We start from the raw sequence: 18924 nt of genomic DNA on the forward strand, positions 1-18924 counted from the left end.
GACGCGTGCCTCCCGTTTTTACGCTGCTGACTGATCCGCGCTGTTCACTAATTTGCGCTGACGACTCACTCAGCGTGCGCGGCTGAGCGACCCGCACCGCCGCGCACGCTTCCCCCGGTCAAGGATGCCGCGATCGGCATCCAGGGCGCCATAGACCTAGGTCGGTGTTCGGACGTCGTCAGGCACGCGGCGCGCCACTGGCCACCCTGGCCTATCGTGGGCCACCGACTGTCGATGCCGCTCGTCGATCGCGCGACGATGCAAGTCATACGATCAGTGGATGGTTGCCTTGGGCACAGCGCGCCTACCGCGTTCACGATCCCTTGGCCGCGCATCTTCAATGCTCGCCGCGGCAGCCCTCGGCCTGGGCTGTATTCAACTCGGTGTTGTGCTGCCGGGTTCGGGTGACGTGTGGTGGGCCCATGTGCTGTTTGCCGCGGTTTTCTGGGTTTACGTCGCCGCCGGCATCTTGGCGTGGCTCAGACGACCGAGCAACCGGATCGGTGCGCTTCTCGTGTTCGGCGGATTCATGGTGTTTGCCGCAAGTCTGGCCAATACGGATATTCCTGGGATCGCCGCGTTCGGCACGGTATGCGCCACTGCCGTATTCGCCGTGACTATTCATCTGCTGCTGGCGTTTCCGGCTGGCCGGCTGCGCACACGCGCTTCGAGGGCAACGGTAGTTGCCGCGTACGTCGTCTCTTTCGTCCTGCAGGCGCCGCTATATCTGTTTGATAAGTCGGCGCCATCGCCGTTGAGTGTCGCCGATCGTGCAGATCTGCTGCTGGTCGGAGAGTGGGTTCAGCGCGCAGCCGGGGCGCTCGTTGTCGTGGCGACCGCGGTGATCCTTGCGCAGAGACTGAAGCGTGCCGACGCCGCACACTTCCGCGTGCTCGGGCCGCTTTTCGCCTACGGCATGCTCGCGGTGCTCACGATTTCGCTTCGGTCGTTCTTGCTTGAGAATATTTTCGGCCTGTCCCCGCTAGCCGGCGCCACGGTGCAGCTGGTCGTGTTCGGAGGGATCCCGATCGCATTCACCCTTGGTGTTCTGCGCGGCGGGTTCGCGCGCACTGGAGCGCTCGACGAGTTGGGGACTTGGCTCGGTGCTACCGGTGCCGCTCGCCTGAGCCTGGTCGACGCGCTCGCTCAGGCTCTTGGAGACAACTCTGTTCAAATCGTGTTTTGGGTGCCCGAGCAGAAGGCTTGGGTCGATTCGTCCGGCACGCAAATTGAACTGCCCGGACCACAGGCCGAGCGAGCGAGTGTCGAGCTGGAACTGGCAGGGGCGCGTATTGGCGCAATTGTTTACGACGCTGCGCTGAACGACGATCCGGACGTTGTCCGCGCCGCGGGTCGGGTGATAGCGATTGCGGCCGAACACGAACGGCTACTCGCCGAACTGCGCGCGAGCCAGGACGCGCTGTGGCGCTCTCGTGCGCGTCTGGTCGCCGCGGCCGATCGCGAGAGACGGCGAATAGCTCGCGATCTCCACGATGGAATCCAGGTGCGGCTTGTGTTGCTTGCGCTGGAAGCTCAGCAGATCGCGAATGCGCCCGAGTCGGCGCTCGCGACGGCCCGACAGGCGACGGCCCTCCGCGTCGGCATCGATGCGGCCGCTGCCGAACTGCGCCGACTCGTGCACGATGTCATGCCATCGACACTCATCGAGCGCGGCTTGGCCGCTGCAACGGAAGACCTTGTCGACCGGATGCCCGTGCCGACCAGCCTGTACCTGAATATCACCGACGGCCGGTTATCCGAGCGTGTCGAAAGCACGGCGTACTTCGTGATCGCCGAGGGACTGGCGAACGCGCTGAAGCATGCGAAGGCGCAGAAGCTGGATGTGCGCGTCGAACGCGCCGGTGACCGTCTGTTCGTGGAGGTCGCCGACGACGGCACCGGCGGGGCGGCGCTGAGTGTGGGCAACGGCCTGCGTGGGCTGGCGGACCGGGTTGATGTTCTCGGCGGCCGTTTCCACCTCGATAGCGAACTCGGGGTCGGGACTCGGCTGGCCGCGGACTTGCCATGCGCATCCTGATTGGCGACGGCCAGATGCCGGGGTCCGCGTATTAAGGCTGAAGCAGGGCGCCGGTACCGGCCAGGATGCTCCGCCCGGTGGTGTCGACGAGCTTCTGGGCGGCGATGGCCTGTGCGTCGGTCGACGGTTGGTAACGCAGCGCCGGAGACGGATCCGCGGCGATCTCGCGGATCACGTCGGCGACCGATTCCGCCGACTGGCCACTCGAACCCATCGCCGTTATCCGTTCGTTGAATCGATTGATGAGCTCGCGGTAGGGGTCCTCGGCATCGATGTTGCTCGCATGCCCACCTACGTTGGCGAAAAACGCCGTACGCACGGGCCCGGGTTCCAGCAAGGAAAGGTGTACGCCGAACTCCCGCATGACTGTCGCCAGGCTTTCCATGAGACCCTCGACGGCGAATTTGGCCGCGTTGTATGCGTCGCTGAACGGCAACGCAACGAGACCGTTGAGACTCGTCACGGTGATGACTCGTCCCGAGCGCGCCGCCCGCATCGCGGGTAGGACGGCCTTGGTCACGCGAGCCACGCCAAAGAAGTTGAGCTCCATCGACTGGGATATTTCCTGCAGTGAGAGTTGCTCCAGTGTGCCGCGGTGTCCGGCGCCAGCGTTGTTGACGAGCAGCTCGATGCTGCCCCGATCGGCATAGACCGAGCCGATGCACGAGTCGACGGACTGGTCGTCTGTGACATCGAGCGTTCGCAGCTCCACGTTGGGTAGCTCGTCAGCAATGTCCCGTAGCGACTGCGCTGATTCTGGGTGGCGTGCCGTTGCTACGACGTGCCACCCGGCGCCCGCCAACGCCCGTGTCGTTGCCAGCCCAATGCCGCTGCTGGCCCCGGTGATTACTGCTGTTGACCCCATGATTTGCCCGCTCCCCGTTGCGCTTACGCGTCGGCCTAGTGACGAATCCACAAATGCGGTCCGGCGTAAAGCGACTTCAGCGTAACCCTCGATATTGCGCCAGATAGCCGATGACGGCGATGATCTTCGGACAACCGGTATGCCTTGGGCATCGCAGATGCGCGAACTGCGGCCTTCTCGGTTACCAGCAGTTTGTGCCCCCAGCAGGATTCGAACCTGCGACACACGGTTTAGGAAACCGATGCTCTATCCCCTGAGCTATGGAGGCCACGCGCCGCTTACGCAACTTGGTCATGCTACCGGCTGTCCCGAACTGGCCATCGGGTGCTAGGTCAGAACGACACCGATCCGGTGGGCCGTGTTACGGGCGTCTTCCAGTGGCTGGCGCGTGCCGTGTATGTCCGTTGCGCGGACGATGACTACGGTCTTGCCGACCAACTCGCTCGATCCTAAGAACTCGAACCGCTGCCACGAGTGCTGGACCCGGCCCGCGACGTCAGCCCGCTGCCAACTGCGGCCGTCGTCGAGGCTGACCTCGACTGTCGCGATCTCGTCCGCGGCCCACGTCCAGCCCCAGACGGATACGGAGGTGTGGGTGATCCGTTCGTGCTGTCGCGGCGAGACAATGATCGAGTCCGGCGCGACCGCCCAGACCGGCTTCCGCTGCGGCATGCCGCCGCTAGGGGAGGGAATCGGGTCGTTGTAGAGCTCGGTCGAGAACAATCCGGGTGCGCGATGGTCGGCCGCCGCGATGCGGCACAGCCATTTCACCGAGTTCGTGCCATAAAAACCGGGCACTAACAGCCGCAGCGGAAATCCATGTTCCGGCGTTAGCGGTTCGCCGTTGACCTCGTAGGCAAGCAGTACGCCGCCCTCGCGAACTCGTTCGATCGGCAGGTCCTTCACGTAGTAGTCCGCCGACCAGCTCGCGTAGGTGCCGTGGTCCGGCGCGAAAGACCAGATAAACGACGTACGCCGGTCCAAGCCAACGCTATCGAGTACTTCGGCGAGGTCGGCGCCGGCCCAGATCGCGTTCGAGGCGTTGTGCGTATTTATCCGCGGGTCGTCCGGAAAACCGCCGCATTGCAGGACTGACTGCACCTCGTGTCGGGGGAAGCTGCGTACGTCCTCGAGTGTCAATCTCGCGTCTCGATCGACGAGGCCATCGACTTCCAGCCGCCAGTCGGCGAGATTGATACGCGCGTTGCCGAAGTGCGACAGGACGAAGTGATCGTCGGTGGGGGTGATCGTTGTGATCAGGTCGTGCACCGGCCGTCGATGCCGAAACGTCGTGTCCGGGTCCATGTAGCTGGTCGGTTGCCACGGTTCGGCGAGGTGATCGCTGCTCACGGCCTACGCCCAATCGTCGTCGGATCTTCACCTATCTGCATCGTCAACCCAATCGGGGTGCGGGTCAATACAGCCGGACCGCCAAGTGTCCGCGGCGCAGCTTTCTCGCGGATCGAGCCGCGACTTGCCGCAGATGGCGAGACATTCGTGACGGATCGGCCAACGGGTGTCGCGCTGAGCGGCGTAACGGGGCGCACGCGGATGCAGCCCCGGGCGTTGGCTAAGTTAGTCGGCAATGATCAACGCGTCGATAAGGGGTGTCAATGAGCGAGAATGACAAGTTGCTGGAGATTCTCACTCTGGAGACACTTGAGGAGCGACTATTTCGCTCGACCTACCTGTTTCCGGAGCGCTGGCCGTTGTATGGCGGTCAGGTCGCGGCCCAGGCCTTGTACGCCGCGGGTAACACGGTGCCGGCAGGACGCGATCCGCACTCGATCCACTGCTATTTCCTGCGTGGCGGCGACCCGTCCATCCCCGTGGTGTTCAAGGTCGAGGTCGACTTTGACGGTGGCTCGTTCTCCTCGCGGCGGGTGGTCGCGGTACAAAAGGGTGAGGTCATCTTCAACGCATCCGTGTCGTTTCACTCGAAACACGACGGGCCGGACGCGCAGATGGTCGACGCGAAGGAGATCGGCGACCCAGACGCCTTGTATGCATGGCCCTCTGGCCGCCTGCATTCGGTTGAAATGCGTGCTGACCGCGAGCCCAAGGGCCGAGAACACATGCCAATGAACTTCCTCGCCCGCGTCTCCACGAAGCTTCCAGACGACCGGATCGTGCACGCCGCCGCGCTGACGTACCTGACTGATGCAGGCACCGGGCTGCGCGATGCAATGACGCCCGAGATCGGGTTCCTGGCGAGCATCGACCACGTGATTTGGCTGCACCAGCTTCCGGACATGAACGAGTGGCACTTGTTCAACTTGCTGCCGCGGCGTACCGGCGGTGGGCGAGGGCTATTCAACGGCGCGGTATTCGACCGGGCGGGTGAACTGATCGCGTCGTTCGCGCAAGAGTCACTCTTTCGCTATAAGAAACCGGCTCCCTAGCCCGAGCCCGCCGGTCGTGGGAGACTCGGTCGCATGAGCGTCAAGGTGCAACTTGAGGGTCTGGCGTCCGCCCTCGTCGACTACACGTACGCCTACCTGCTGACCACCGGCAATGATCAGCGGCCGCACGCCGTCGCCGTCACACCGCGGCTCACCGACACCGATTTTCGGGTAGACGAGCCGGGACGGCGTACGCAAACCAACATCGAAGACCGGCCGGACGTATCGCTGGTCTTCCCGCCGGCCCAACAAGGCGGCTACTCGCTCATCGTCGACGGGCGAGCCTCCGCAGCCGACGGCCAGCTCGTCGTCGTACCGGCCTCGGCCGTTCTCCATCGGGCCGCCACACCGGATACGACGCCTGCCGAGCCGGGGTGTACGGCGGACTGCCAGCGCATTCCCGTCTAAGTCGCAACCTCACGGTCCGCGTGACCGATACACCTCGACATGTGACCACGCGCGCGGCCGCCTCACTAGTTACGCGAGACTCGTACTCGTCGCCCGGCGTTCGAAAAGAATTTACTCGCGAAGCTCCGTGGGCGGGTTTATCCTGTGTCTCAAGCCGCGACATCCTCGCGCGTGCGACAACGCATGCGCATTTCTACGATTACGGCGGCTACTCACCTCTGAGACGGGAGTGTCGAGGTATGACTGCCGCCGTGGCGACGCACGACCCCATCACCTTGCTCAACGCAAGCCACGAGCTGCTGTCCAACGACGTTACCCTCAAGCGCGCCGCGCGGCTGCTGGTGAAAGGCAAAGCCGTGGTTCACGAAGGTCATGACGGTCGGTTTCTGCGGCACTGGCCCTGGCCTAAGGTCTTGATCCTCGTCAAGTACGTCAAAATCGCCGCCGACGTTCTCTATCGTCCACCGACGGTCTCGCGCAAGGGAGTACTGCGCCGTGACGGTCACCGGTGTGCCTACTGCGGCAGACAGGCCAACACGATTGACCACGTCGTCCCCCGAAGCCGAGGCGGAGCCATGTCGTGGAAGAACCTCGTCGCGGCCTGTCGGACATGCAACGGCGCCAAGGGCAACCGGACCCCCGACGAGGCCCGGATGCCACTTCTGCGCCAGCCCTATACGCCGAAACGATTCCAGCTAAATTTCGCTGGCTAAGGCCTAGTTGTCTTTGAGGTACTTCTTCGCGACCGTGTCGATGTCGGCCTTGTCGATCGAGATCTCCTTCATCATCGACTTGAGCTTGTCGGTCGTCAGAGACTTGGATACGGCGTTCAGCGCGTCGACAGCCTTGCCCTTCAGCTTGGCCTTCGTGCCGAGCGGTACGACGTTCTGAGGCGTGAATACGTTCTTCGGGTCGGTGAGCGTCACGAAGTGATTTTCCTCGATCGCCGGGTCGGTGGAGAAGATGTCGCCAACATCGACCGAACCGTCCTTCACTGCATTGACAGTCAGGGGGCCGCCGGCATCAAGTGTGGTCATCGACTTGAACACGATGCCGTAGATGTCCTTCAGCCCAACCAGCCCAGCCTTACGCGTCTCGAACTCCGGTCCCGCGCCCATTATCAGGTCGCCCGCGACCGGTTTCAGGTCCTCGATCGACTTGAGTTTGTACTTGTCGGCGGTTTCCTTGGTGACGACCAGCGAATCCTTGTCCTCGGCGGCGGACTTATCGAGCACCGTGAGCTCTTTAGGCAGGTTCTTCTTGAGGTCCGCGTAGATCTGGTCAGGATCTGTGGCGTCGCTCGTCGTACCGTTTTGCGCGACGTAGTAGTTGAGCGTATTGCCGGTATATTCGGGAATCAGGTCGATCGAGCCGTCCTTCAGCGCCTTGAGGTAGACCTCTCGTGAGCCGATATTGAAGTTACGGGTGACCTTGTAGCCCTTGCCTTCCAAGGCTTGGGCGTAGATCTCCGCGAGCAACTGGCTCTCCGGGAAGTTCGCCGAGCCGATCGTGATCGACCCCGAGGAGCCGCTGGACTTATTGTTGCTTCCGGACACGTCACCGCTGCTTGCGCAGGCGGTGAGGCCCAGCGCGGTAACCGCGAGTAAGGCGACAGCGGTCAGGCTGCGGCGTAAGGACTTCTTCATCAGTTCCCCATCTATCGTGCGGACGATCGGTCCACGTTGGTTACTTCGCTTGCGTCATCAGAGATCGCGTCGCCGGGCTTGCCCCGCACGGAGGCGGTACGGCGTAGCCCGCGCGAGATCGTCAGCCGGGCGATCCCGGCGATCAATAGGTCGAGCACGATGGCCAGCAGCGCGACGAGTAGGGCGCCACCGGCCATTTTGCCGAAGTCCTGTTGCGGCGCGCCGTCAAGGATGTAGCGACCGAGACCGCCGAGGCCGACGTACGCCGCCACGGTGGCCGTCGAGACCAGCTGCAACACGCCGCTGCGTAGCCCGCCGAACATGACCGGCAACGCCATCGGCAACTTCGTCTTGAACAGCGCCTCGCGCGGCGTCATGCCCACACCGATCGCCGCGTCGACGACGAGCTTGTCGACGTTTTGGATACCGGCGTACGTCGAGGTGAGGATGGGCGGAATCGCCAGCAGGGCCAGCACCAGCACCACTGGCCAGAGGCTACGCGAGATGAGTAGTACGACGAGCGTCAACAGACCGATCGTCGGCAGTGCGCGACTGGCGTTGCCGATGTTGATCGCGAGAAATGCGAATCTGCCGGTGTGCCCGATGTACATGCCAACCGGAACCGCGACGATCATCGCGACAAGCAGCGACAGGAAGGTGTAGCCCAGATGTTCCAGGATCCGGGTGGGGATGCCGCCGGCGCCCGTCCAGTTGCTCCCCGCGGACAAGAAGTTCCAGGTGAGCTGGAAGATGCTCATGTCGTCACCGTCGCAGTCTCACCGACGCGGTTCCATCGGGTGAGGTAGCGCTGGACGGCGACAATGAGGAAGTCGGCGACCAGTGCGAGGAGAACCGACAAAATGATGCTGATGATGATGGGCTGCACAAAGTCCCGGGTGAAGCCGTCGGTCATCAGCTCACCGAGCCCGCCCACGCCGATCAGCGCGCCGACGTTGACCAGGCTGATGTTGGAGACCGTCGCGACGCGTAGACCGGCCGCGATGACTGGTACGGCGATCGGCAACTCGACTTTGATAAACCGGGAGAACGCCGTGAAACCCATCGCGGTGGCCGCTTGGACGGTCTCGGTGCTCACCGAGTCCAGGCCGTCGGCAACCGTACGGACCAGCAGTGCCGTTGTGTAGATCGTCAGCGCGATAACGATGTTGATCGGGTCGAGGATCTGTGTGCCGAGGATCGTTGGTAGCGCGACGAAAAGCGCCAACGATGGAATCGTGTAAAGGATGCCGGCCGTACCCATCATCGGCGGGTATAGCCACCGGTAATGCTGCGCGAGATAACCGAGCGGCAGGGCGATGATCAGTCCGAGTACGACCGGCAGCAGTGAGAGCCAGACGTGCTCACCAAGCGCCGAGAGAATTCTCTCGGTGTTGCCAGAGAGGTAGGTGCCGAACAGCTCCCAGAATCCAGGTCGCATCAGGGCTAGACCGTCACGCCCACGGTGGCACTGGAACCGTTGCTGCGCACCGACTCGACGATGTCACCGGCCGCGACAGTGCCAAGCAAGACGCCCTCATCGTCGACCGATATGGCCGATCCTGAGGGCGCGAGTATGGCGATGTCGAGCGCGCGGCGTACTGAGTCGTCGGGGGAGAACACCCCTTCGGCGAGTGGCTGCGACTCGTCTGTGGTCGTCGCTTCCGGTGGAAGCCAACCGAGAGGTCGACGCTTGTCGTCGACCATCAGAGTCCACGCAGAGGTGGACTTTTCAAGCGCGTCACCACGCAGGATGACGGGCGGCTTGGCGAGAGTGAGACCGTTGGCCGCCACGAACGACAGCCCGCGGAACCCGCGATCCTTACCCACGAATGATGACACGAATTCGTTCGCGGGGTTTTCCAACAGTTCTTTAGGACTCGCTGCTTGCTCAAGCACACCGCCGACGTTGAGCACGCAGATCAGCTCGCCGATCGTGATGGCCTCGTCGATGTCGTGGGTGACGAACACAATTGTTTTGTCGAGCTGGGATTGCAGGCGCAGCAGCTCTTCTTGCAGGTTGTGCCGAACGACGGGATCGACAGCGCTAAACGGCTCGTCCATGAGCAGGATCGGCGGATCGGCGGCGAGCGCGCGCGCGACGCCAACGCGCTGCTGCTGGCCTCCAGAGAGCTGCGTGGGGTAGCGCCGTGCCATTGCCGGGTCGAGGCCCACCACCTCGAGCAAGTCCAGCGCGGTTCGGCGTGACTTCGCCTTTGACTCTCCGTTGAGCATCGGCACGGTTGCGATGTTGTCGACGATCGTGCGATGCGGGAATAGCCCGGCGTTTTGGATGACATATCCGATCCCGCGGCGCAACTTGGCCGGGTTGGTGCCGGCCACATCGGCGCCGTCGATCAGAACCCGTCCCGAAGTAGGGTCGATCATCCGGTTGATCATGCGGAGCGACGTGGTCTTGCCGCAGCCGGATGGCCCCACTAACACGGTGATTTTGCCGGGCGGGATTTCTAGGTCGAGACCACTGACCGCGGACGTGCCATCGGGATATTCCTTGGTGACCGATTCAAAGGTGATCATAGTGACCTGCCTGCAGTCGAGGTTGAGGTTGATGGTCGCGGCGGACGCTGACCTTGTACGGCGTGCATCGAGCGACCAGTCGCGTGAAGGCTCTCGCCTCTATTGAGCATGAAAGGCGGGGGTGCCAGTATAGGCACCCCCGCCGTCACGACGACATGAGTCAAGGTGTTGAGATGCGCGGGGCCGACTTAGGCCTCGTCTTTAGGCGCCTGGGCCGGCGGCGCCGCGTCGGTGGCCGTCCCTTGAGTGCCAGCCGAACCGTCGCGATCGACGGTCCCCTCGAGCTTGTCGCTCACCGAGTCGATCTTGTCGGAGTATTTACCTCCGGTCGCCTTGTCCGCTGCTGCCGAGGCCTTGTCGATGCCCTGGGCGACGGTGTCGCCGACCTTGCCGTCGATGCCATGGTCCTTGATCTCGTTGAGCTTGTCTTTGGCTTTGTCTAGGAATCCCACGGTGTTCTCCGTTAGACCTTGTTGGGCATCGGCGATGCCACGCGAGTATGTCGTTTTCCACCCTAGCGCGCCTCGTGTGGTGCCGAACGTGGTTCCTAGGAAATTCCCAAATGGCAGGTACCTGCCGAACGCGGCACACTGGTGACGTGATTATCGATGGCGGTAGCGAGTCGGACGGCGCTGACGCCGAAGCCACGGGAGAGGCATCTGCTGGCACAGCCGGCGAATCTGGCGAGGAGCGGCCGCTCGTCATACGTCACCGGGACCCATCCCAACTGAGCTCAGAGGAACGGGCACTACTGGATCGTTACTCCCGAGATCGCCCGCCGCATTGGGGTTAGGCGCCATGCTTACGTCGCGCGGGCTTCCCCGAGGGTCCCACAAACACGGCAGAACGCCGGTCGCGCCAAAACGAAATGAGGGGTACGCCGTGTCGGCGTACCCCTCATTTGTCGAGCGTCGGTGCTGCTACGGGCGCGGCGCGCGCAGCGAGTCGCGAATCTCGGTGAGAAGCTCGATGTCGGTCGGTTCGGCTGGACCCTCCTCGATGCCTGCCTTACGACGATCCTGGATCTTCTTCATCGGCAGCACGATGACGAAGTAGACGACGGCCGCGACGAGCAGGAACGTGATGATCGCGGTGATGAATGCGCCATAGGTGAAGTGCTGACCGTTAACGACGAATTCGCCGCCGACCTTGCCGCCGCCACCGATAAGGCCGATTAGTGGATTGATGAACGAGTCGGTAAATGATGTGACAAGCGCGGTGAACGCGGTGCCGATGACGACCGCAACAGCGAGGTCAACAACATTGCCCCGCATGATGAAGTCTTTGAAGCCCTTCATGGCTACACTCCCTGATTCTTCGGCAGCAATTGCTGTCATTGATTGACTACGTCGGCGCAAACGGTAGCAAACATCAGGCTCAATGACGTTGAACTCGCGACATTATTTGTCGAGCCGGACGGCACGCCGAGCACGACATATCTCATATTCTGAGAAGCCGAATTGCCGCTGCCGCCGGTCGCGGTCGTGGTATTCGACGCCGACGGGTCATCGAGAATCGCGGCCAGATAGAGGCCGCTCGCGACTAGGTCCAGTGGCGCGCCAGGCTCGCCCGCATAGAGATCGAGGCACATCCCGATAGTCATCGTCGAAATGACATTGGGGTCCGTAATGTGCACGACGACCGGCACCAGGCCGAGTGGCAGTCCATGCGCCGGGCCGCCGCTGAGCGCGAGCTCGGCGATCCGCGCGTCGGTGATGACCTCACCCGACCGAACCGCGCCCAACGTATGCGCGCCGATCAGGTCACCGGCCGATACGTCGGCGCCCGTCGGGGCGAGGGCCGCCGGCATCTTCTTTTGAGTGAGCATGTCCGGCTCGATAGAAGCCCCCGCCTCAAGATCGCGGGCGGCCACGACGACGGCGACCTCCGTCGTGGCCGCGCCCGCAGCATCGCGCGCGGTCGCCGGCCGGATGAACAACAGGGTGGCGGTGATCAGCAGCGCGACGGCAGCAAATCGCCTCAGCAGGAGCGCGGGCGCCGTACCGCGGGGACGCCGACCGCGAATGTGCCGCGATCGGCGCCTGCCGGACCGCGACATTCGTGCGAAACCCATGACAGGCCGTCGCGACCGTCCGGATGCATGCGGCTGGGACACGAGCACTCTCCTCGCCTAGAGCGTGCCGTGCGGCAACGCTTGGAACTCGGACGAGACGAGTGTGGGTTAGGTGGGCGCGGTGGCGAGGCGTAGCGGGCGTGGATTGTGGAAACCCGCCGTGCTGTGGATAACCAGAGCTACGCGGGTGCGGCAGCCTTCGCCGGCTCGGTCTTCTTGGCCGATGCGGTGGAGTCGCTCTTTTTGGTGGAGTCGCCCTTCGACGCGCTGCTTGAGGATTCCTTCGAGTCGGATGAGCCGCTGTCGCTGGATTCTTTGGTGCTGCTTGGCAGTGTGGCCTTGCCGTTTGAGTCGCTCCGCGAGTCGGTGCGATAGAAGCCGGAACCCTTGAACACGACGCCGACGGAGTTGAACACCTTGCGCAGGTTGCCGTGACACTGCGGGCATTCAGTCAGTGTTGCGTCGCTAAACGCTTGCACAGTCTCGAAGGCGTTATCGCAGTCCTTACAAGCGTATTGGTACGTCGGCATTGGTGTCCTCCACGGCAAAACTCGGTTTCGGCCGTCGCGCTTTTGCGGCGAACCGAGAAGTAACTCAAGCATTGTATTAGCACTCGTGATGTGAGACTGCTAATACCTGTCTAACGTCACTCCAAACGGCGTTCATTCCCGGCGTACGACGCGACGCAGATCACTCGGCGTGCACACCCAGCCGACTTCGATGTCGTGTGGTTCGGTCGGCACATCATCGAGCAGTTCGTCGTCGTACACGAGGCCGAGAGTGCGCGCGCGTGCTATACCGACCAGCGCCCGGTCGTAGAAGCCGCCGCCGCGACCCAACCGGGCGCCGGTTGGGCTCAATGCAAGTGCCGGAACAATCACGAGGTCGGCATCGTGCGGCGTGTAGTCCGTCGCTGCGGTCGCCGGTTGCAACAGCCCGAAGGGCCCGGCGACCAGGGATTCCGGCCCGTCGTACCAGCCCCAACTCAACGCCCCGTGCCGGCCGTGCACGATCGGTAGTAGGACACGAGCGCCGCGGGACCTCAGCAATGTCAGGTGTTCTACGAGCCCGGGCTCGTCGGTGACCGGTACGTACGCCGCGACCAGTAGCCCGGCAAAACGGGCGGTGATCCGCTTGGCGAGTAGCCGGTTGGCGGCGGCGCGCTCGACAGCCGGTCGACCCGCCCGATGGGCAAGCAATTGACGACGCAACGCACGTTTCGCTGCAGGGGCGCCGGATCCTGTTTCCACCCGCTGACCATACGTCTTACCAGACAATCATCCTGCGATAGTTGGCGCCCGCCCATAGTCAACGGGCGGGTCAAGCGCCTAGAGTGAACCCGTCGGGGGCGACGGAGTTTTGCGCGATCTTTGTTGGGGCACCCGAAATCGGTCAACTGGTTGGACGGAGTGTCATGCGAGAGCTACCGCGTACGCGTAACCCGCGCTCGAATTCACACAAAGTGGTCATTCCGGCCGCCGGTTTAGGGACCCGCTTCCTGCCCGCGACCAAAGCGGTGCCCAAGGAGTTGCTGCCGATCGTCGACACGCCTGCTTTGCAGTACATCGTCGAAGAGGCCGTCGAGGCCGGTCTGGACGAGGTCCTGGTCATCGTCGGCCGCGGCAAGGAAGCAATCATCGACCACTTCGACCATGCGCCGGAACTCGAGGCGGCGCTCGAGGCCAAGGGCGATCAAGACCGGCTCGACTCGGTGCTCAAGCCGGCCGAACTCGCCGACCTGCACTTTGTGCGCCAGGGAGCGCCCCGCGGACTCGGCCATGCGGTGCTGTGCGCGGCGCCGTACGTCGGGGACCAAGTCTTCGCGGTCATGCTCGGCGACGACATCATCGACCCGCGCGACCCGCTGCTCGACCCGATGCTCGAGGTGCAAAAGGCTTATGGCGGTGCCGTGGTCGCGCTGATGGAGGTGCCGCGCTCGCAGATCTCTATGTACGGCTCCGTCGCGACCGGGATTCTCGACCCCGCGGCCCAGGTCACGCTCGGGCAGTCGGTCAGCGACGTCGTACGAATCACCGATCTGGTGGAGAAGCCTAATCCCGCCGAAGCGCCGAGCAACTTGGCGATCATTGGTCGATATGTGCTGCCGCCGGAAATCTTCGACGAGCTGCGCCAGACCGAGCCCGGACGCGGCGGGGAAGTGCAGCTGACCGATGCGATGCACCGGCTGGTCGATAAACACATTCCCGTGCACGGCGTGGTGTTCTCGGGCCGTCGCTACGACACCGGTGACCGCGGCGACTACCTGCGTGCCGTCGTACGCCTTGCGGCCGAGCGTAAGGACCTCGGGCCGAGTTTTGTCGAGTGGTTGGGCACATTCCTCAAGGAATTCCATGCCGAAAGCGACTCATCTCCGGCATAAACACGGCCCGGTGAAGCATGATGAGCGGAGAACCTTGCCCGTAACATCCCCGGAGGCTCCACCAAGTGCGCACCGTAGAAGAGCACGTCGACACGATTCTCTCTAGTCTGCCGACGCTAGAAAGCATCGAGCTGGCAGTTCTGGATGCCCAAGGGTTGCTGTGCGGCGAAGAGGTTGTCTCATCGACGATGTTGCCGGCATTCGACCATTCCTCGATCGACGGGTACGCCGTACGCCGAGCCGATCTAAAGAATGCCTCGCCGGACGAACCGGCGCATCTGCCGGTAGTCGCCGAAGCCGAGCCAGGTAGCCGTGAGCAGCGCAACGTCTCCCCAGGTTCGGCTATCCGCATCTTTCCGGGGGCGCTGCTGCCGGGCGGCGCCGACGCCATCGTGCCCCTGGCCTGGACCGACCGCGGCGTCGCGCGAGTCAATGTCGTACGCTGCCCGCCTGCTGGCGCCTACATCCGTCGGGCCGGCGAAGACGTACAGCCCGGCGACACAGCCGTAAACGTCGGTACGCCGATTGGCCCGGCTCAGGTCGGTCTGCTGGCGGCCGTAGGCCGAGTGCGAGTCCAGGCACGGCCACGGCCCCGGGTAACAGTGCTCTCGATCGGTAGCGAGCTCGTCGATGTCGGTACAACGCCCGAGCCGGGCGAGCTCGTCGACGTCAACTCCTTTGCGCTGTCCGCGGCCGCCCGGGACGCCGGCGGCGCGGTGTATCGGGCCGGCTCGGTGCCGGCCAACCGCGACCGGCTGATGTCCACTCTGGAAGCACAACTACTACGCACCGACCTGCTGATCCTGTCCGGCGGCTTCGCGTCGGGTTCCTTCGACGTAGTCAGTGAGTGCCTGTCCGAGCTTGGCCAGGTCGAGTACAGCCGGGTGGCGATGCAGCCCGGGATGCCGCAAGGGTTCGGGGTGATCGGCGAGCGCGAGGTGCCGGTGATCTGCCTGCCCAACGACCCGGTGAGCGCGCTGGTGTCCTTTGAGGTTTTCGCGCGTCCGGCGATCCGGCACATGTTGGGCAAGAAGCGGTTGTTCCGGCCGATGACCAAGGCCGCTGCGACCGAACATCTCAACAGCCCCGCGGGGCGCAAACAGTTTCGCCGCGGTCTGCTGATGCGTCACCCAGACGGCGGCTACGTCGTCTCGCCGGTCGGTGGCGCCGGGGCACACCTGCTGTTCTCCATGGCGCAGGCCAACTGCCTGATCGTGATCCCCGAAGATGTCACTGAGGTGACCGAGGGCGCCAACGTCTCGGTCATGCCTCTCGTTCTCGGCTCTTAGATCCCTCACGCAGCGGGATTCAGCCATGTCCGGACTACACCCTGGATGGCCGGCCACTCTCACTAGTGGATCGGTGTGCTTGCGCCCTATCAAGGCGCGCGACTTCGCCGCGTGGCGCGAGGTGCGGCTGCGCAATGAAGCGTGGCTGGCGCGGTGGGAGCCGACCTCGGCGCAGAGCTGGACCGACCGGCACACGTTCTCGTCGTTCATGTGGCAGCGCGGCGAGATGCGCCGGGCTGCTCGCGACGGCATGGCGATGCCGTTCGTGATGTGTGTCGACGGCAAGCTCGCCGGACAGGTCAATGTCGGGCCGATCTTGCGCGGACCACTGTGCTCGGGCGACATCGGCTACTGGATCGATGAGAAGTACGCCGGACGCGGGTTGATGCCGCAGGCCGTCGCGATGGCGACGTTGCACGCGCTCGGCGAGGGCCGGCTGCACCGGGTGGCCGCCGTCGTACGTCCGGAAAACGCCGCGTCATTGAGGGTGGTGGAGAAGGTCGGGTTTCGTCGCGAAGGAGAATTGAAAAACTACCTGGACATCGACGGGGCGTGGCGTGACCATGTCGCGTTCGCGTTCACTGTCGAAGACGATCGTGCGGCTCTCACTGCCATCGCCGCTGGCTAGGGCCGTCCGTCACGAATGTCGGGCCGTCCGTCACGAATGTCCGCTCGTCCGTCACGAATGTCGGGCCGTCCGTCACGAATGTCCGCTCGTCCGTCACGAATGTCGGGCCGTCCGTCACGAATGTCCGTCGATCCGCGGCGCGTCCGGCGCGCCTGACAGCCGCGCCCTGACCACACCGTTAACTTAGTTACTGGCGTGACAGATGTGACGGGAGGTGACTCATGGGATCCGGTGTATTTCTTGCCGTGGTAGTGGTGATGTGGTTCGTCGTCCTCGTTCCCATGGTCCTGACCCGGCGTGATGCTGCGATGGAGAAAGCCGCAGGAGACAACCTTTCACCTTCCGCCCGCGTACTTACGCGGCGTACCGGCTCCGTGAGCGCGAGCCGGGTATCTAGGAGGAAATCCACCATGAGTCTTAGCGAGTCTTCCCCCTCGCTGGCAGCCGAGCAGGACGGTGCCGAGGATGCGTACGACGGTGCCCCTGAGGTGGCCGAGTACTTCGATGACATGGTCGATACCGGCGTACACGAGCGGTACGTCGACGACGTGGATGGGGCCGACGTACACGCGTCGGATGTGCAGGTCGTGCGTGATCATGCACGCACCGACAGTGCGCGCGAGAAAATGCTTGAGCGACGTCGGCGCACTCTGATCACGCTCGCGGTTGTCGTAGTCCTTTGCCTCGTGCTTGCTGTAGTTGTCTCGCCATGGCTATGGGTGCCGACCGCGGTCTTCGGCGCCATGAGTGCCGGCTATCTGTGGCACCTGCGCGGCGAGGCTCGCCGCGAAGAGGAACGCCGACTGACCCGCGCGGCGCGTGCCAACCGGTCGCGTCGTACCACCGGCTTCGAGACTCGCCACTCCGACGGCATCCGGACCTCGTACGCCGCGGGTGCCTACACGGCTCCCGAGTCCATCGATCAGGACGTCGTCAGCCTCGATGACGAGGACGTCGCATTCTACGATCTGGCCAATGCGCCAGTCGCCGACAACGTGGACCTGAGCGGACACGAGTACTACGCCGACGGTGCCGTCGATCCCGAATACGACTACGACGATGACGCATACGGCATTCACACGACGTCGGCCGTGGACGAGTACGACGAAGAGACCGGCTGGGATATCCCGAAGGGCGCCTAGGCTCCTAGATGTCGACGGATCCCTCGATCCGGGTCGTGCAGTAGCCGCCGACCCAGATATCTGCGCCGTCGTCCTCGATGTGGATCCGGCCCGTCCGGCCGATTGCGGTGCCTTGCGCGGCGACGTACGACGAGTTAGCTAGACCTTCGGATCGCAGCCACTGAGCCAGTCCGGCGTTGAGGCTTCCGGTGACCGGGTCCTCCGGGACACCATGCGCCGGGGCGAAAGCTCGCACCTCGAAGTCGACATCGCGCGAGTTGTCGTCCATCCCGGCGTACGGTCCAATCACCCCGATCGCGAGATCGCCCATTGCGGCGAAGTCCGGAACGATATCCAGCACCCGCTGAGCCGATCCGAGCATGACGGCGGCCCAGCCCGGCCCGTTGTCGACCCACTGATGCCCGATCACGTCGCGACGTTCGATTCCCAGCCCGCCGGCTATCTGCGCGACTAGAGCCTCGTCGAGCAGACCGGAACGCGACAGTGGAGGAGCGGCGAACGCAAGTCGGTCGGCGTACTGCTTGATCCGGACCAGCCCGGCGCCGCATTCCTGGACGATGTAGTCACTGTGCTCACCGCCGTTGCGCAGCCACGCGTGCGCGCTGCCGAGGGTGGGATGTCCGGCGAAGGGAAGCTCGCCCGTGGGCGTGAAGATCCGCAAACGGTAATCCGCGTGGCGGTTGGACGGAGGCAGCACGAACGTCGTCTCAGACAGGTTGGTCCATCTCGCGAACGCCTGCATCTGCTCGTCCGTCAATTCATCGGCGTCCAGGACCACCGCCACCGGATTTCCCTTGTACGGCGTGGAAGTGAAGACATCGACCTGCTGGAATGCTCGTTGCATCTAGATCTCGACAGTTCCTGCGGGACCACGCAGCGTTGCGTGGAGGCCAGCCGGGCCGTCGCCGACGGTGATCTGGACGCCCAGCGCGCGCAGCAACTCGGTGACCTGTTCATGGGCGGGCGAGCTGAGAGTGAGCGTCTCGAGACGCGCGGCCGGGACGCCGCCTGCCGGATGTGGCGAGGTGCCCCAGTCGATGATGAACGGCGCGAGCCCGTCGTACGGCGCTGCGTCTGCCGAGGCGAGCCGCCAGCTCAGCTCGTTGCCCTTCGCGTCGACGCGGGACATCGCGAACAGGTCGCCGTGGTCCGCGCCGTACTGCCTGCTCGCCTTGAGCGCCGCGCCCGCGTCGGTCGGGTGGATGGCCCACGTAATCAGCCGGTCCTGATCGAGTACGTCGAGACCAAACGAGACCCGTTTCCCTTCTGCAACTGGATTCTCGCGATCCAGAGCGATGACCTCGAGGTAGGACGTGGGCGAGAGACCCAGCAGGTAGTTGCGGGTCCCGCGGCCGACGTGCCGGCCGCCTTCGACCGGTCTCACACCGGTGGCGTCCGCGATCCGGTCGACGGCTGCCTTGAGGTCGAGTACGCCGTACACCAGGTGATCGATCAGATGAGCAGGGTCAAACTCTTCACTGGTCATGTCCAAACCCTACGCACAAGTGGCGAACTCG

21 protein-coding genes and 1 tRNA gene are annotated in these 18924 nt (G+C 63.8%); 8 read left to right on the forward strand and 14 right to left on the reverse strand.

The features are described 5' to 3' along the window. Positions 1 to 280 precede the first annotated feature (280 nt). Entirely contained in the window at positions 281 to 2038 is a 1758-nt protein-coding gene (locus CLV47_RS13535; protein WP_106349578.1) for a sensor histidine kinase, read from the forward strand. 31 nt (positions 2039 to 2069) lie between these two features. Here CLV47_RS13535 and CLV47_RS13540 read toward each other — a convergent pair whose 3' ends face one another. The 3 genes from CLV47_RS13540 to CLV47_RS13550 form a co-directional block, all read right to left on the reverse strand. Further along, the gene (locus CLV47_RS13540) at positions 2070 to 2903 is read right to left on the reverse strand and encodes an SDR family oxidoreductase (RefSeq protein WP_106349579.1); all 834 of its coding nucleotides are present in this window, start codon (positions 2901 to 2903) and stop codon (positions 2070 to 2072) included. A 195-nt stretch (positions 2904 to 3098) separates the two neighbouring features. After that, positions 3099 to 3171, reverse strand: a tRNA-Arg gene (locus tag CLV47_RS13545). 59 nt (positions 3172 to 3230) lie between these two features. After that, positions 3231 to 4253 (reverse strand): molybdopterin-dependent oxidoreductase, encoded by a 1023-nt coding sequence (locus CLV47_RS13550; protein ID WP_106349580.1) that lies wholly within the window; start codon positions 4251 to 4253, stop codon positions 3231 to 3233. A 263-nt stretch (positions 4254 to 4516) separates the two neighbouring features. On the opposite strand from CLV47_RS13550, the gene CLV47_RS13555 reads away from it, so the two are divergent. The 3 genes from CLV47_RS13555 to CLV47_RS13565 all read left to right on the forward strand — a co-directional run bounded on the left by CLV47_RS13555 (position 4517) and on the right by CLV47_RS13565 (position 6426). Next, a complete protein-coding gene (locus CLV47_RS13555; RefSeq protein WP_106349581.1) occupies positions 4517 to 5305 on the forward strand; it encodes an acyl-CoA thioesterase in 789 nt (262 codons plus the stop codon). A gap of 33 nt (positions 5306 to 5338) precedes the next feature. Next, positions 5339 to 5713 carry a hypothetical protein gene (locus tag CLV47_RS13560; protein ID WP_106349582.1) on the forward strand — a complete coding sequence of 125 codons (375 nt, stop codon included), beginning with the start codon at positions 5339 to 5341 and terminating at the stop codon, positions 5711 to 5713. Positions 5714 to 5952: 239 nt separating this feature from the next. Beyond that, positions 5953 to 6426, forward strand: coding sequence for an HNH endonuclease (locus CLV47_RS13565; protein ID WP_106349583.1), 474 nt, complete (start codon positions 5953 to 5955; stop codon positions 6424 to 6426). Positions 6427 to 6429: 3 nt separating this feature from the next. Here the strand turns inward: CLV47_RS13565 and CLV47_RS13570 are convergent, their stop codons facing one another. The 9 genes from CLV47_RS13570 to CLV47_RS13610 all read right to left on the reverse strand — a co-directional run bounded on the left by CLV47_RS13570 (position 6430) and on the right by CLV47_RS13610 (position 13218). Next, positions 6430 to 7359 (reverse strand): ABC transporter substrate-binding protein, encoded by a 930-nt coding sequence (locus tag CLV47_RS13570; protein ID WP_106349584.1) that lies wholly within the window; start codon positions 7357 to 7359, stop codon positions 6430 to 6432. An 11-nt stretch (positions 7360 to 7370) separates the two neighbouring features. Beyond that, positions 7371 to 8117, reverse strand: a complete 747-nt coding sequence (locus CLV47_RS13575) for an ABC transporter permease (protein WP_106349585.1) — start codon at positions 8115 to 8117, stop codon at positions 7371 to 7373. Then, complete coding sequence (locus CLV47_RS13580) at positions 8114 to 8797, reverse strand: ABC transporter permease (RefSeq protein WP_106349586.1); 684 nt, start codon at positions 8795 to 8797, stop codon at positions 8114 to 8116. Before CLV47_RS13580 ends, CLV47_RS13575 begins: the two co-directional genes overlap by 4 nt. A gap of 5 nt (positions 8798 to 8802) precedes the next feature. After that, positions 8803 to 9894, reverse strand: a complete 1092-nt coding sequence (locus CLV47_RS13585; RefSeq protein WP_106349587.1) for an ABC transporter ATP-binding protein — start codon at positions 9892 to 9894, stop codon at positions 8803 to 8805. 188 nt (positions 9895 to 10082) lie between these two features. Then, positions 10083 to 10346, reverse strand: coding sequence for an Rv0909 family putative TA system antitoxin (locus CLV47_RS13590; RefSeq protein ID WP_106349588.1), 264 nt, complete (start codon positions 10344 to 10346; stop codon positions 10083 to 10085). A 468-nt stretch (positions 10347 to 10814) separates the two neighbouring features. After that, entirely contained in the window at positions 10815 to 11192 is a 378-nt protein-coding gene (gene mscL, locus CLV47_RS13595) for a large conductance mechanosensitive channel protein MscL (protein ID WP_106349589.1), read from the reverse strand. A 35-nt stretch (positions 11193 to 11227) separates the two neighbouring features. Then, positions 11228 to 11968: an SAF domain-containing protein gene (locus tag CLV47_RS13600; protein WP_106349590.1), complete on the reverse strand. Its 741-nt coding sequence runs from the start codon at positions 11966 to 11968 to the stop codon at positions 11228 to 11230. A gap of 179 nt (positions 11969 to 12147) precedes the next feature. Further along, complete coding sequence (locus CLV47_RS13605; RefSeq protein ID WP_106349591.1) at positions 12148 to 12498, reverse strand: FmdB family zinc ribbon protein; 351 nt, start codon at positions 12496 to 12498, stop codon at positions 12148 to 12150. 132 nt (positions 12499 to 12630) lie between these two features. Further along, positions 12631 to 13218, reverse strand: coding sequence for a 5-formyltetrahydrofolate cyclo-ligase (locus CLV47_RS13610; protein ID WP_170111072.1), 588 nt, complete (start codon positions 13216 to 13218; stop codon positions 12631 to 12633). A 164-nt stretch (positions 13219 to 13382) separates the two neighbouring features. Between CLV47_RS13610 and CLV47_RS13615 the strand changes: the two genes are divergently transcribed. The 4 genes from CLV47_RS13615 (at position 13383) to sepX (ending at position 17407) form a co-directional block, all read left to right on the forward strand. Next, on the forward strand, positions 13383 to 14348 hold the full coding sequence (locus CLV47_RS13615; protein ID WP_106349593.1) for a UTP--glucose-1-phosphate uridylyltransferase: 966 nt from the start codon (positions 13383 to 13385) through the stop codon (positions 14346 to 14348). 65 nt (positions 14349 to 14413) lie between these two features. Further along, positions 14414 to 15637, forward strand: a complete 1224-nt coding sequence (gene glp, locus CLV47_RS13620; RefSeq protein ID WP_106349594.1) for a molybdotransferase-like divisome protein Glp — start codon at positions 14414 to 14416, stop codon at positions 15635 to 15637. 25 nt (positions 15638 to 15662) lie between these two features. Then, positions 15663 to 16265, forward strand: coding sequence for a GNAT family N-acetyltransferase (locus CLV47_RS13625; protein ID WP_106349595.1), 603 nt, complete (start codon positions 15663 to 15665; stop codon positions 16263 to 16265). 221 nt (positions 16266 to 16486) lie between these two features. Next, positions 16487 to 17407, forward strand: coding sequence for a divisome protein SepX/GlpR (sepX, locus tag CLV47_RS13630; RefSeq protein ID WP_474863462.1), 921 nt, complete (start codon positions 16487 to 16489; stop codon positions 17405 to 17407). 4 nt (positions 17408 to 17411) lie between these two features. Here the strand turns inward: sepX and CLV47_RS13635 are convergent, their stop codons facing one another. Both CLV47_RS13635 and CLV47_RS13640 read right to left on the reverse strand, forming a co-directional pair. Further along, the gene (locus CLV47_RS13635) at positions 17412 to 18251 is read right to left on the reverse strand and encodes a PhzF family phenazine biosynthesis protein (RefSeq protein ID WP_106349597.1); all 840 of its coding nucleotides are present in this window, start codon (positions 18249 to 18251) and stop codon (positions 17412 to 17414) included. Beyond that, on the reverse strand, positions 18252 to 18893 hold the full coding sequence (locus CLV47_RS13640) for a VOC family protein (RefSeq protein ID WP_106349598.1): 642 nt from the start codon (positions 18891 to 18893) through the stop codon (positions 18252 to 18254). It lies immediately after the preceding gene. Positions 18894 to 18924 lie beyond the last annotated feature (31 nt).

Source organism: Antricoccus suffuscus (genome assembly GCF_003003235.1).
In the GTDB taxonomy this organism is placed as follows: domain Bacteria; phylum Actinomycetota; class Actinomycetes; order Mycobacteriales; family Antricoccaceae; genus Antricoccus; species Antricoccus suffuscus.

Excerpts from the sequence above, each read along its gene's own strand:
- CLV47_RS13535 (WP_106349578.1), top strand. The coding sequence starts at position 281 with ATGGTTGCCTTGGGCACAGCGCGCCTACCGCGTTCACGATCCCTTGGC.
- CLV47_RS13540 (WP_106349579.1), bottom strand. The coding sequence starts at position 2,903 with ATGGGGTCAACAGCAGTAATCACCGGGGCCAGCAGCGGCATTGGGCTG.
- CLV47_RS13555 (WP_106349581.1), top strand. The coding sequence starts at position 4,517 with ATGAGCGAGAATGACAAGTTGCTGGAGATTCTCACTCTGGAGACACTT.
- CLV47_RS13560 (WP_106349582.1), top strand. The coding sequence starts at position 5,339 with ATGAGCGTCAAGGTGCAACTTGAGGGTCTGGCGTCCGCCCTCGTCGAC.
- CLV47_RS13565 (WP_106349583.1), top strand. The coding sequence starts at position 5,953 with ATGACTGCCGCCGTGGCGACGCACGACCCCATCACCTTGCTCAACGCA.
- CLV47_RS13570 (WP_106349584.1), bottom strand. The coding sequence starts at position 7,359 with ATGAAGAAGTCCTTACGCCGCAGCCTGACCGCTGTCGCCTTACTCGCG.
- CLV47_RS13575 (WP_106349585.1), bottom strand. The coding sequence starts at position 8,117 with ATGAGCATCTTCCAGCTCACCTGGAACTTCTTGTCCGCGGGGAGCAAC.
- CLV47_RS13580 (WP_106349586.1), bottom strand. The coding sequence starts at position 8,797 with ATGCGACCTGGATTCTGGGAGCTGTTCGGCACCTACCTCTCTGGCAAC.
- CLV47_RS13585 (WP_106349587.1), bottom strand. The coding sequence starts at position 9,894 with ATGATCACCTTTGAATCGGTCACCAAGGAATATCCCGATGGCACGTCC.
- mscL (WP_106349589.1), bottom strand. The coding sequence starts at position 11,192 with ATGAAGGGCTTCAAAGACTTCATCATGCGGGGCAATGTTGTTGACCTC.
- CLV47_RS13600 (WP_106349590.1), bottom strand. The coding sequence starts at position 11,968 with ATGGGTTTCGCACGAATGTCGCGGTCCGGCAGGCGCCGATCGCGGCAC.
- CLV47_RS13605 (WP_106349591.1), bottom strand. The coding sequence starts at position 12,498 with ATGCCGACGTACCAATACGCTTGTAAGGACTGCGATAACGCCTTCGAG.
- CLV47_RS13615 (WP_106349593.1), top strand. The coding sequence starts at position 13,383 with ATGCGAGAGCTACCGCGTACGCGTAACCCGCGCTCGAATTCACACAAA.
- CLV47_RS13625 (WP_106349595.1), top strand. The coding sequence starts at position 15,663 with ATGTCCGGACTACACCCTGGATGGCCGGCCACTCTCACTAGTGGATCG.
- sepX (WP_474863462.1), top strand. The coding sequence starts at position 16,487 with ATGGGATCCGGTGTATTTCTTGCCGTGGTAGTGGTGATGTGGTTCGTC.
- CLV47_RS13635 (WP_106349597.1), bottom strand. The coding sequence starts at position 18,251 with ATGCAACGAGCATTCCAGCAGGTCGATGTCTTCACTTCCACGCCGTAC.
- CLV47_RS13640 (WP_106349598.1), bottom strand. The coding sequence starts at position 18,893 with ATGACCAGTGAAGAGTTTGACCCTGCTCATCTGATCGATCACCTGGTG.